Annotated in this window: 10 protein-coding genes; 8 read left to right on the top strand and 2 right to left on the bottom strand. The window is 63.5% G+C overall.

Annotation, left to right across the window (positions count from 1 at the left end):
- Nucleotides 1-144 precede the first annotated feature (144 nt).
- Entirely contained in the window at nt 145-1,812 is a 1,668-nt protein-coding gene (locus AWB80_RS05400; RefSeq protein WP_061173635.1) for an ABC-F family ATP-binding cassette domain-containing protein, read from the top strand.
- 508 nt (nt 1,813-2,320) lie between these two features.
- Here AWB80_RS05400 and AWB80_RS05405 read toward each other — a convergent pair.
- A complete protein-coding gene (locus tag AWB80_RS05405; RefSeq protein WP_143327957.1) occupies nt 2,321-4,123 on the bottom strand; it encodes a tetratricopeptide repeat protein in 1,803 nt (600 codons plus the stop codon).
- Entirely contained in the window at nt 4,120-4,449 is a 330-nt protein-coding gene (locus AWB80_RS05410; protein ID WP_061173637.1) for a hypothetical protein, read from the bottom strand. The genes AWB80_RS05405 and AWB80_RS05410 overlap by 4 nt, the downstream gene beginning before the upstream one ends.
- 479 nt (nt 4,450-4,928) lie before the next feature.
- Between AWB80_RS05410 and AWB80_RS05415 the strand changes: the two genes are divergently transcribed.
- The 7 genes from AWB80_RS05415 (at nt 4,929) to AWB80_RS05445 (ending at nt 12,692) form a co-directional block, all read left to right on the top strand.
- Nucleotides 4,929-6,038: a LacI family DNA-binding transcriptional regulator gene (locus AWB80_RS05415; RefSeq protein WP_061173638.1), complete on the top strand. Its 1,110-nt coding sequence runs from the start codon at nt 4,929-4,931 to the stop codon at nt 6,036-6,038.
- Nucleotides 6,039-6,268: 230 nt separating this feature from the next.
- Nucleotides 6,269-7,834, top strand: coding sequence for an ABC transporter substrate-binding protein (locus AWB80_RS05420; RefSeq protein ID WP_061173639.1), 1,566 nt, complete (start codon nt 6,269-6,271; stop codon nt 7,832-7,834).
- Nucleotides 7,835-7,844: 10 nt separating this feature from the next.
- A complete protein-coding gene (locus tag AWB80_RS05425; RefSeq protein ID WP_061173640.1) occupies nt 7,845-8,780 on the top strand; it encodes an ABC transporter permease in 936 nt (311 codons plus the stop codon).
- Nucleotides 8,777-9,748, top strand: coding sequence for an ABC transporter permease (locus AWB80_RS05430; protein WP_061173641.1), 972 nt, complete (start codon nt 8,777-8,779; stop codon nt 9,746-9,748). Before AWB80_RS05425 ends, AWB80_RS05430 begins: the two co-directional genes overlap by 4 nt.
- Nucleotides 9,745-10,578: an ATP-binding cassette domain-containing protein gene (locus AWB80_RS05435; protein ID WP_061173642.1), complete on the top strand. Its 834-nt coding sequence runs from the start codon at nt 9,745-9,747 to the stop codon at nt 10,576-10,578. Before AWB80_RS05430 ends, AWB80_RS05435 begins: the two co-directional genes overlap by 4 nt.
- Nucleotides 10,565-11,374 carry an ATP-binding cassette domain-containing protein gene (locus AWB80_RS05440; protein ID WP_061173643.1) on the top strand — a complete coding sequence of 270 codons (810 nt, stop codon included), beginning with the start codon at nt 10,565-10,567 and terminating at the stop codon, nt 11,372-11,374. The genes AWB80_RS05435 and AWB80_RS05440 overlap by 14 nt, the downstream gene beginning before the upstream one ends.
- Before the next feature lie 169 nt (nt 11,375-11,543).
- Nucleotides 11,544-12,692: a porin gene (locus AWB80_RS05445; protein ID WP_087131071.1), complete on the top strand. Its 1,149-nt coding sequence runs from the start codon at nt 11,544-11,546 to the stop codon at nt 12,690-12,692.
- Nucleotides 12,693-12,770: the final 78 nt, after the last annotated feature.

Consider the following 12,770-nt stretch of genomic DNA (forward strand, 5'->3'; position numbering starts at 1 on the left):
AAAGCCCGGTGCGCCAGTACTCGTCGCGCTTTGTGGGCCGGTGGGCGCCGCAAATCGCAGCGACCCTGCGCTCTGCGGCTGGAAAAGCGACAGGCCTGTGCGTCGGTTGGGCTATCATGCCTTTCCTCTCCGAAGTAGCTCCCTATGATTTCCGTCCGTAATGTCACGCTGCGCCGCGGCGTCAATGTCGTGCTCGACCGCGCGTCCGTCACCTTCACCCCCGGCGAAAAGATTGGCCTGGTTGGCCGCAATGGGGCCGGCAAGTCATCCTTCTTCGGTCTTCTCAACGGCACGCTGCACGAGGACGGAGGCGAGTTCTCGATTCCATCTGCGTGGAAGATGGGCCAGGTCGCACAGGAGATGCCGGAGACCGAGCAGAGCGCGACCGACTTCGTTGTCGAGGGTGACACCGTGCTGCTGGCCGCGCAGGCCGAAGTAGCCGCCGCCGAAGCCAGTGACGATGGCATGCGCATGGCGCACGCCTACATGGACCTACACGACGCTGGGGCGCACGATGCTCCGGCACGCGCCCAGGCGCTGATCCTGGGCCTTGGTTTCAGTGATGCGCAGCTTAGCCAGCCGGTCAACAGTTTCTCCGGCGGCTGGCGCATGCGACTGCAACTGGCGCGCGCGCTCATGTGCCCGTCCGACTTACTGCTGCTCGACGAGCCGACCAATCACCTTGACCTCGACGCGCTGGTCTGGCTGGAAGCGTGGCTCAAGCGCTATCAGGGAACCTTGGTCGTGATCAGCCACGATCGCGAATTCCTTGATGCGGTGACGCAGGTCACGGTGCACGTCGACAACGCCAAGCTCGTGCGCTATGGCGGCAATTACAGCAAGTTCGAAGACATGCGCGCCGAGCAACTCGTGTTGCAGCAGGCGGCGATGGCCAAACAGGTGGAAAAAATCGCCCATCTGCAAAAATTCATTGACCGTTTCAAGGCGAAGGCCTCGAAGGCGAAGCAGGCGCAGAGCCGGGTCAAGGCGCTCGAACGCATGGAAAAGATCGCACCCGTGCTTGCCGACGCAGAGTTCAGCTTCGAGTTCAAGGAACCGCTCAACGTCCCGAACCCGCTCTTATCGATGCTGGATGCGACCTTCGGCTATCCAGCGCCGGCCGACGCACAGCCGGGCACGCCGCCGACGGTCATCGTGCGGGGTATCAACCGATCCGTGCTCGCCGGGCAGCGCATTGGCATTCTCGGTGCCAACGGCCAGGGCAAGTCAACGCTGGTGAAGACGGTGGCGCACGAGCTGGCGCCGATTGCCGGCGAAATCAGCGAAGGCAAAGGCCTTAACATCGGCTACTTCGCACAGCAGGAACTCGACGTCTTGCGTCCTCTGGACACGCCGATGGAACACATGATCCGCCTTGCCAGGGACACGCCGGCGCACATGCGCGCGCCCGGCCAGAGTGGCACCGAGCAATCGCTTCGCACTTTTCTCGGCAGCTTCAACTTCAGTGGTGACATGGTCCATCAGGCGGTCGGCACCATGAGCGGCGGCGAAAAGGCGCGGCTCGTGTTGTGCATGATCGTCTGGCAGCGTCCAAACCTGCTGCTGCTCGACGAGCCTACGAACCATCTCGACCTGGCAACACGCGAAGCGCTAGGCATGGCACTCAACGAATTCGAAGGCACAGTGATGCTGGTCAGTCACGACCGGTCCCTGCTGCGCGCAGTGTGTGACGAGTTCTGGCTCGTCACCAAGGGTGGCGTAGAGCCCTTCGACGGTGATCTGGACGATTACCAGCAGTTCCTGCGCGACGAAGCGCGCCGCCTGCGTGAGCAGGCTGCCGGGGAACAGTAGGTCATCGTCCGAGTTGCCCTCCCGCCTTTTATTCGACATTCGGCCGCCCGACAAAATCGTCGAGAGTGCCATGGTTATCCGCGTCGCCGTCCCTGCACCTTACTGCTCGGTTACGCGTGGAATTCGCGCTCGGGCAGTCGTGGAATTCCTGCTCGGTATGCCTTGGAATCGGCGCTCGCTTTGCTGTGGAATCCGTACTCGGTTTACCGTGGAATCAGTGTTCGGTTTGGCGTGAAATACGCACGGTGTTCGCACCGTGGGTCCTCGAAGCAAGGGATATCACCCCACGGACAAAAACTCGATGCGATTCATTACTCCGATACGCGCTGATCGCTCATCAGTTCATCACGGGAACGAGCGTTACGTGTGAGGGCGAGGAGTGGCGGTTGGGTTTCACTCAGGAGTCGCGAAGCTCACTGCCGCAATTGTGGCGCTAGGGATCCATACAACGGACGGTCCTTTACGCGCCCGTACCGCCGGTCGATCCACCAAAGGATTACGAGGCAGCTCAGACGCCCGAGCGCGCCGAACCGGACGACTGGCGACGCCGTAGTTGATTGAGATCGCTCGAAGCGCCGGCCGCGTATTTCCGGTCGTCTTGCGCAAGTTCGCCTTTCTCGTTCAGCTCATTGAATATTTCGACGCTCTTTTCCAGATACTTCGTGCGGTCTTCGAGCGGTTGACCGTGTTCCACCATTCCGAGCCGCCAATAAGTGAGTGCGAGATCGGTTCGCCAGTCCGGGTTGGTCGGCTCTTGTCCGACGAGTTTCTCGCTCAATTTCACTGATCGGTGCAACGACGCCAGCGCGCCATCGCTATCTCCGCGCGCGTAAAGGGCGACGCCCACTTTCCTCTCGCAAACCGCGACTCGGCGCTCGGAATCCACGTTCTTTGAATCGATCGCCGCAAGCTCGATAGAAATGCGAAGCGCCTCCCTATATTCGGTGAGCGCTTGCTCATGACTGCCACCGCCCATTTCGAGGTCACCGATTCTCATGCGGGTGAACGCCAATTCCTGTTGCCATTCCGCGTTCTTCGGGTCCTGGGCGACCAGTGATTTTTGAAAAGTCAAAGCCTGAAGGAAACTCCGACGTGCGTTGACTCGATCGCCATTATGTAATTCCGCATTGCCGGTTCTTTGGTAAATTCTCGCGAGCGTATTGTTCAACGATGCGGAACCAGTCTCGGTCGAAGCCGGCACCGCCGCGGCCGCCTCTTGATACGCGCGAATCGCCCGCTCGTAATCCGCTTGCTTGGTGAGCAAGTCGCCGATCTTCTGATAAGTCGAGGCGAGACCCAGTGCAAGCCTCGAATCGGATGGCCTCGCTGCCACGATTCGTTTTCGAATTTGCACTGACCGCTGATATTCGTCGAACGCACGTGCGAAGTCGCGCTTGACGACAAACACGTCGCCAATCCGTTGATGCAGCGCAGCCCTTGCCCACAATAATCCGGTGAAATCCGGACTGGCGTCGTCGAAAAGTTCGGATGCTTTCAAGCCCTCGCGATACTGCGCGAGCGCGCCGTCGTTGTCGCCAAGCGCGGCCATCGCATCGCCGGATCGAAGGGATGCCGCCGACACCTCGTGTTCGAACTTACCTGGACCCAACTTCGGTGACCGCCGCTGTCCGGCAATTGCTTTCGCCTGCTCGAAAGTCGCGAGTGCGTCCGAAGTCCGACCGGCCGACATCTGAAGGTCGCCGAGTTTCATAAGCGTCCACGGATTGTCGGGCTCGTACTGGCTCGCCCTCTGGTAGGCGGCGATCGCGGCCTGCGTGTCGCTCAGCGACGCCAGTGCGGCCTGATCCATCGCGAGTTCAGCCGCTCGCTGCCGCGGCGTCGAATCATCCGAACCATGTTGGTCGGTGGCGTGAAGAGTTGCATCTTCCTGCGCCTTCAAGAGCTTTTGCGCCGGTTCGATCTGGCCCGCCGAGAGCAGGCTCACCGTTTCCAGGCTGGACTTGTCGGCGTTCGGTTGCCGAGACGCCGCCACGATCGATGCGACGGCCTGCCGGACATCTTCCATCTGCCGTCCGATTTCCGACAGCCTGTCGTCTTGTCCTTTTTGCCGTTTCTGGATTCGCGTGCTGGTCGCCATCAGCCGAGCGACGATCGCCTTCACCTGCGGGTCGGCGAGACTGACGCTCACGACATTCCGGTCACCGTAGATGTTTAGCGCCACACCGCCCGGACCCGCTGTCGCTTCCTGCGATGGACCGGGTTCGGCGTCGGCGGCAAGCGTGATTCCAACGCAGCCCGGCAACCATGCCGACAGGCCCGCGACAACGGAAAGGACCCGGACCGATCTCACGGTTTGCCCGCGCCTATCGAGATCTGGTTGCCGTCACCAAGGACATTCGTCGCGGCTCCGCCGCTCGCGGCGACAGCATTTTGAATTGTCGGAGACGTCGCTTTGTGGGCGACCGGTTGGGATGCGTTCTCGTGACGCGCCTCGGGCGCCTTCTCGGAACGCCCGATGACGCCCGCGGTGACGAGCAGCGCGACTGCACCAGCAATGGCGGCGCCGAGGAATCGCAGCGTCTTCTGATTGGCCGGGTCGCCGACCCAGGCCCACGCTCCCGCCGGGACCGGCGCATCACCATGCGACCGCGTCGAATTTTGCTTTCGGGAAGCCATACCGCCCTCCGATCCGATTCCCGCAAGCTTTCAATATACTTCTATCCGCGCTGACGTGAGCGTAATTCTTACGCATTCAATGCGTCCGGCGACGGATAGCGGGACAAGGCAAACGCCAGATGGCAAAACCTACGAGATTGGACTGACCACGGTCACACTCGACTGCGCTAGACACCAATGGAGGGAGACACTGTCATTCTTCGCATGAACTGCGAAGTGGTCGGGAACCTTCGGTACTCCGATACACGTGGCATCGTTCCTGTCTCAGTGATGCAGCGCGAAGAGCACGTGAGGTGTCCGATAGCGTGACCCGGAATTGAAGCAGGGAATTATTGGACGAACCGTGAAATTTCCTCACGACCGCAGTCCGCCATTTTTCGGCTTCTAGCTTCATCCAGAACGGAGAGCAAGGCCTATAATCGCAATATATCGATTCACCAAATGCGATTCGAAACTTTCGTCGATGCCGATCAGTGCCTATGCCGAAGCTGAAAACACCAGAGTCCGCACCGCCGTCCACGCGCAGCCGCAAGTCGCCACAAGGGTCGCCGACCGTCCAGGACGTCGCGCGTCTCGCCAAGGTTTCCGTGGGCTCGGTATCACGTGTACTCAACGGGCGCGACAACGTCGCCCCGGAAATTCGCGAGGCCGTGACGAGAGCGGTCGCACGGCTGAATTTCGTGCCGAATGCGGTGGCGCGCAGCATGCGCAGCGGGAGCTCGAAGGCGATCGCGTGCCTGATCTCGGATATCGCACAGCATACGGCGGCGCAGATGGTAAGCGCCGCCGAAACCCGCTTGCGCGAGCGCGGCTACGAGATTCTCATCGCCAATTCGCACTACGACCTGGAGCGCGAGCGCGCCTTTCTCGAAAGCCTGCGCCAGCGTCGCCTCGACGGGCTGATCGGCGTGATCTCCGATGACGAGACGCCCTCGTACTACAACATCCTCCATACGCTGAACATGCCGGTCGTGCTGTGGGAGCGCGATGCGCAAGGCCAGTTCCATTCGGTGCTGACCGATCACGCCGACGGTTGCCGTCAGGCCGTGCGTTATCTGGCGTCGCTCGGACACAGGCGGATCGGGCTGGTTGCGGGCCACGAGCACACGTGGGTCGGGCGGGAGATGGTGCGCGGGTACACCGTCGAGTGCGAAGCCGCCGGCATCGCAGTGGATTCCGCGCTCATCCGGCGGACCGACGCCTTCGACGAAGCCGCCTGTCACGCGTTGCTCGCGGGGCCGTCGCGGCCGACCGCGATGGTCGCTCCGCTCAACGACGCCGCGCTGGTGCTGCAGACCGCACGCGATCTCGGCCTGAACGTGCCGCGCGATTTCTCGGTCGTGTCGGTCGGCGATCATCAGTACGCGAGCCTCTGCGCGCCGGCGCTGACCGTCGTGACGCAGGAGTCGCGCGACATCGGCAGGGAAGCGGCGGATCTCATGCTGCAACTGCTCGACGGCACCGCGCCGCCGGGCATTCGACGGTCGCGGCATCCGATGCGCATGATCATCCGCGAATCGTGCGCCGCGCCGCCGGCCGCGGCCGCCACGCCGGGTCGCCGCCGGGCGCGGACCGTTCAGCCCGGCTGAGCCTATCAGGGTCAACCCGATTTGACAGCGTGTCTCAGATCGGCGATCTTTCGTGAATCGATTCATCTAGATGGCGAACGAAGGGCGCGCGGCAGATTTTCATCGCATTTCGCCGGCTGCAATCGCATTTCCGGCGTTCCTCATTTTTGATTGGTTGACGTGTAAGTATCAGGTTCGTATTGTTAGTGAATCGATTCACGAAGGCCAGAACGGGGACACAGAGGACATCAATGAGTTTCGACAGAACCCGTAGACAGATGCTTCGAATGGGCGCGGCGGGGCTCGCGGGCTGGTCGCTGCCGCTCGCTTTCGGCCAGCGGGCACTGGCGGCGCAGGGCGGCGTGCTGACGGTCGGGATCCCGAGCAATCCGCAGACGCTCGATCCGATCAATCAGCCGAATCACGACGTGATGGCGATCAACCAGCTGATCTTCGAGAATCTCGTCGGCATCGATGCCCACGGCCAGCGCGTGCCGCAACTGGCGCGCGCGTGGACCATCTCGCCTGACCGTCTGACGTATCGGTTCGATCTGGAACGCGGCGTGACCTTCCAGAACGGCCAGCCGTTTTCGTCCGCCGATGTCAAATACAGCTTCGATTACGTGCTCGATCCCGCGCACAAGGCTTTTCGACGCCCGTTCTGGACCGTCATCGATTCGGTGACGGCGCCGGACGCCAACACCGTCGTGATTCGCCTGAAGCGGCCGTATCGGCCCTTGCTCGACTACATGTCTAAGTATATGGGCATCTTTCCGGCAGGCAGCCGCGAGCAGCATCCGGGCGACTTCTTCCGTCATGCGCCCGTGGGCGTCGGCACGGGGCCGGGGATTTTCGTGCAGTCGCGGGCGAACGATTTCGTCGAGCTGCGCCGCAACCCGAATTACTGGCGTCGTGGCGAGCCGCAATGGGAGCGCGTGATGTTCCGCATCATTCCAGAGGAGTCGTCGCGGCTCGCTTCGTTGATGTCGATGCAGACGCAGGTCATCAGCGCGCCGCCCGCGCAGCTCTTCGGGCAGATTCGCCGCTCGACGGGCATCGCGGGTGACAGCCGGCCGTCGCCGACGAGTCCGCTGATGCTGTGCCTCAACACGCGCAAGGCGCCGTTCGATGATCCCGCGTTTCGTCAGGCCGTCTCACTCGTGCTCGACCGGGTGAAAATCTGCCGCGACCTGTGCTACGGCGCGGTCAAGGCGAGCAGCATGCCGTTCGCGCCGGATTCGCCGTGGTACGACGCGGCCAGCGCAGCGAGCCTCGATTTCGATCTGGCGAAGGCCCGTGCCACGCTTGCGCGCTCGAAATACGCGACGGACGCATCATTCGATCTGCTGTATGTGCAGCCCGCGTATCTGATCGATACCTCGACCACCGCGCTCTTCATGCAGTCACAGCTCGCGTCGATCGGCGTGCGCGCCAATCTGCGGCCGCTCGACTTCGGCCAGATGATTTCGCAGGCGATGGTCGGGAATCATCAAGCGGTGCTGACGGGTTTCATCGCGCCGCCGGAAGCGACCTACCTTCTGAACGCGCTGTTCCGTCCGACCGAGAGCCTATGGAAGGCGACCGGCTACGACAATCCGGCCTTCGTCGATCTGATCGACAAGAGTTACGGCGCGGACGAACCCGCCGGGCTCAAGGCGTTGCTCGTGAAGATGCAGCAGACGATCGCGCACGATGCGCCCGCGGTCTGGATCGGCGCACTGGAAGTTCAGAATCTCTGGCGCAGCGAAGTGAAGGGCTTCGAGGTGAACACGGGCTTCTCGCTCGCGCTCGGCGGCGTGTCCGTCGGGCGGGCATGAGGGATATGCGATGAGAATCTTCGCCAGGTTACTGTCCTCGCTTATGCTGCTCGTCGTCGTGAGCGCGCTGCTCTTCGCGATGTGCCGCGCGACGCCCGTTTCGCCCGCGCGCCTCACGCTGGGCAGCGACGCGAGCGCCGATCAGGTCGCGTCGTTCAACCGTCAACACGGGCTCGACAGGCCGGTCGTCGCGCAATACGGAACGTGGCTCACGCACGCCGCGACGCTCGATTTCGGGCGCTCGTATGTATCGGGCAACGACATCGGGCCGGAGATCGCCGATACGTTACCGGGCACCGTCGAACTGGTCACGCTGTCGTTCGTGCTGACGCTCGTCATGTCGATATTGCTCGGCACGGTCGCAGCATTGAAAGAAGACGGCACCGCCGATCATGTCCTGCGGATCGCCGCGATCGTCGGTCTGTCGATCCCTTCGTTCTGGCTCGGGCTGCTGCTGATCCGCTATGTCGCGCTCAAGACGGGCTGGCTGCCGGTCGGCGGACGCGTGCCGTGGGCCGACGGCATCGGCGCGCACCTCGGCTCGCTGATACTGCCGGTGCTGACGATGTCGGTCTATTACATCGCGGTGCTGAGCCGTCTCGTGCGCACGAACATGGTCGACGCGCTCTCGCAGGACTACATCCGCACGGCGCGCGCGCTCGGACTGCCGCGCGGACGCATCCTCGTCTATGCATTGAAGAACGCGTTGCCGTCGCTCGTGAGCACGGCCGCGATGAGCTACGGCTACATGTTCGGCTGGGCGCTCATCGTCGAGCAGATCTTCAACTTGCCGGGCGTGTCGCGCGCGCTCCTGACCGCGATCTTTCAGCGCGACTATCCCGCCGTCCAGGCGATCGTGCTCGTGATCACAACGATTTTCATTGTGTCGAACAGCTGCGCAGACCTCGTGCAAGGCGCGCTAGACCCGAAGGTGAACCGCAAATGATGGCCGATTCCTCCTTGCCTGCCGTGCCCGAACGGCCTTCCGCGATGACCGCCACCGCGCGCGGCGCGGGCCGCTTCGTGCGCGCCCTGATGCGCGAGCCGACCGGTGCGGTCGGGCTCGTGTTGATCGTCGTGCTGCTCGGCGTCGCGCTGTGTGCGCCGCTCCTGCCGTTGAAAGATCCGTTGAAGCTCTATATCGACCATCGCTTGCAGGCGCCGGGCGCGGAGTTCTGGCTCGGCACGGACCAGGTCGGACGCGACATGCTGAGCCGCGTGATCTGGGGCGCGCGGGCATCGCTTGCCATCGGGCTCGCGGCGGTCGCGATCGGCGTCGTGCTCGGCACGGCCATCGGCCTGATCGCGGGCTACAAGGCGGGCACATGGACCGACGAGCTGCTGATGAAAACGATGGAAGTGCTCGCATCGATTCCGCTGCTCATCTGGGCGATCGCACTCGTCGGCATCACGGGAACGGACACGATTCATGTCGCGGGCATCGCGCTCTCCAACGAGACGAAGCTCGTGTTGCTGATCGGCGTGCTCTACGCGCCGGGTCTCGCTCGTCTCACGTATGGTCTGGCGCGGGCCGAGGTGCAGGCGGAATACGTCGCGGCGCGCCGTCTTCAGGGCGCGAGCGCAACGCGCATCGTGCTTTCCGACGTGCTGCCGAACATCATCTCGCCTGTGCTCGTGCAGGCGACCCTGCTGCTCGGCGTGACGATCATCGTCGAGGCGTCCCTGAGTTTCATCGGACTGGGCGTGCAGCCGCCGACACCAAGCTGGGGCGCGATGCTCTCCGACTCGCGCGCGCTGATCTTCACCGACTTCTGGTGGGTCTCGATCTTTCCCGGCGCGGCGGTGTTCGCGAGCGTGCTGGCGTTCAATCTCGTCGGCGACGGCATGCGCACGATCCTCGATCCGCGGCGTCGACGCCGCGTGGCCGACGCGACGCAGGGAGGTGCGGCATGAACAGCGCGCTGCTATCGGTGGAAGGGCTGCGGGTCGCTTACGGGCACGGCCGCGATGCGCTCGAAGTGCTGCACGGTCTCGACCTGACCGTGAGCGCCGGCGAGGCGGTTGGCCTCGTTGGCGAGTCGGGCTCGGGCAAGAGCGTGGCGTCGCTTGCCGTGCTCGGCCTGCTCGGTGCGGGCGGGCACGTGACCGGCGGGTGCATCGTCTTCGAAGGCGAAGACCTCGCGCGGGCCGGCGAAGCGCGTCTGCGCGAATTGCGCGGCAAGCGTCTGTCGATGATCTTCCAGGACCCGGGCACCGCGCTCAATCCCGCATTCACGATCGGCACGCAGATCGCCGATGTGATCCGCGCGCATCGGCCGGTGCGTGGCCGCGCGCTCGCGGGTGAGATCGAAGACATCCTTGCGCGGGTCGGCTTCAGGGATCCGCGTCGCGCGGCGCGTGCCTATCCGCACGAACTGAGCGGCGGCATGAAGCAGCGCGCGCTGATTGCGGCGGCAATCGTCTGCGAGCCCGCGCTCCTGATCGCCGACGAACCGACCACCGCGCTCGACGTCACCGTGCAGGCGCAGATCGTCGCGTTGCTGCGCTCGCTGGTGCGCGAGCTGAACATGGGCCTCGTCTTCATCACGCACAACCTCGATCTGATGGCGGAGCTGTGTTCGCGCGCCGTCGTGCTGCGTCATGGCGAGGTAGTGGAGCACGGCGAAGTCGCGCAACTTTTCATGCAGCCGGCGCATGCGTACACGCGCCAGCTGATCGACAGCATTCCGCGTTTGCCGCGCGAGGCCATGACCGGGGAGGGCCGCAATCATGCCGCAATCTGATCGCGCCGTGCCGCTGCTTCGTTTGTCCGATGTGGGCAAGTCGTATGCGCTGGGCCGCTCCGCGCTCGCGCGCCTCTTGAGGCGCGAGCACTTTCACGCCGTAGCCGGGCTCTCGTTCGACGTCGCGGCGGGGGAGTCGCTCGCGATCGTCGGCGAGAGCGGCAGCGGCAAGTCGACCGTCGCGCGCATGATCGTGCGCCTCATCGAACCGACTGGCGGCGATATCGAGTTCAATGGCCGATCCATCGTGCAGCTCGCGGGCGGCGATCTCGCCGCATTCCGCAAGCAGGTGCAGATGGTGTTCCAGAGCACGATGAACTCGCTCAATCCGCGCAAGACGGTCGCCACGTCGCTCGCCGAAGCCATCGGCCGCGACGGTGTGCCGATTCTCGATCTGCTCGACATGGTGCGCCTGCCGCGCGCGGTGCTCGCGCGTCTGCCGCATCAGTTGTCGGGCGGGCAGCGGCAGCGCGTCGGCATCGCGCGGGCGCTGGCGCGTCGGCCGACGCTGCTCGTCGCCGACGAGCCGACCTCCGCGCTCGACGTGTCGATTCAGGCGGAGATCATCCGCTTGCTGCGCGAGCTGCATCGCACGGCGGGTGTGACGCTCGTGGTCATCAGCCACGATCTCGCGCTCGTCGGTGAACTGTGCGAACGCGTCGCCGTCATGCAGACAGGTCGGCTCGTGGAAATCGGACACGCAAGCCAGGTGCTGCATGCGCCGCGCGAACGCTACACGGCGGAACTGCTTGCTGCGATTCCCCGAGGACTTGCAGGACGGCGCGCGGCCGCGTAAGCGGCGCAACAAACCCACTACGCGATTGAATCGGACCCCGGACATTCGGTGGACTGCATGAATATCCGCACGATATGAATCGATTCATTCGCGAACATCAATCGTCGCCACGACCGGACCATCGGCGACGCCAGTCTGGAGAGAAGCAGTGAAGATCAGATCGCTCGGCATGCTCGCGCTCGCGGGCGCGAGTTGTGCGGCCCACGCGCAAAGTTCCGTCACGCTGTATGGCGTCATCAACGAGGCGCTGACGTGGTCGTCGAATCAGGGCGGCCATCACGCCGTGCAACTGACGGGCAACGGCGAGTACGGCAGTCGCTGGGGCCTGAAAGGTGCGGAAGATCTGGGCGGCGGAACCCAGGCGATCTTCACCCTGGAGAACGGCTTCAATCCCGTCAACGGGGCGCTCGGCCAGAACAACCGCATGTTCGGGCGTCAGGCGTACATGGGCGTGACCAACGCGCAGTACGGCACGCTGACCTTCGGGCGGCAGTACGACGCCATCGTCGGCACGCTGCAGACGATGACGTCCAACGGCGCGTGGGGCGGCGTGATGTTCTCGCATCCCTACGACAACGACAACACCGACAACTACCTGCGCGTGAACAACTCGGTGAAGTACACCTCGCCGAATTTTCACGGCTTCACCGGCATCGCGATGTACGCGTTCAGCAACGCGCCCGGTGACTTCTCGAACAATCGCATGTGGTCGGTGGGCAGCATCTATACGCAGGGACCGTTCTCGATCGCGGCGGCTTATTCGCTCTACGACAGGCCCGGCGTCAACACCACGCCGACGGTCAACACGGGCGGCGCGATCACCTGCTGCGACGCGCCGATCACCTCGAAGCGCGAGCAGATCGCGGGCATCGGCGCGTCGTACATATTCGGGCCCGCGAAGTTCAGCCTGATGTACAGCAACGCGATCTACAACAACGTGGGCACGTCGCTCACGAGCGGCATCAACTATCGCTTCAACAACTACGAAGCGAACGTGCGCTACACCGTCACGCCGACTCTGCTGGTCGGCGCGGCGTATACCTACACGAGCGACAACATCACCGGCGGCCCCGATGGGCCTACGCAGGTGCACTGGCATCAGGTGAACCTGCTCGTCGACCAGTTCCTCTCTAAGCGCACGTCGGTGTATCTGGAAGTGATCTGGTTGCGGACAGGCGGCGGGGTGTTTCCGCGCCCGGTCGGCGGTCCGCTGCCGGCGACGTCGGACGGCACGCTTGCTTCGCAGGTCCAGACAATGAACCCGTCATCGTCGAAGAATCAGGCGGTGGCGAGCATCGGCTTCGTGCACAAGTTCTGAGCGGCTTATTTTGATGCTTTTTATGAATCGATTCACTGACGCGCCTCCGGCAGCGTCGAACATGAAGAGGCGGTGAGC

Source organism: Caballeronia pedi (genome assembly GCF_001544915.2).
Taxonomy (GTDB): Bacteria; Pseudomonadota; Gammaproteobacteria; order Burkholderiales; family Burkholderiaceae; genus Caballeronia; species Caballeronia pedi.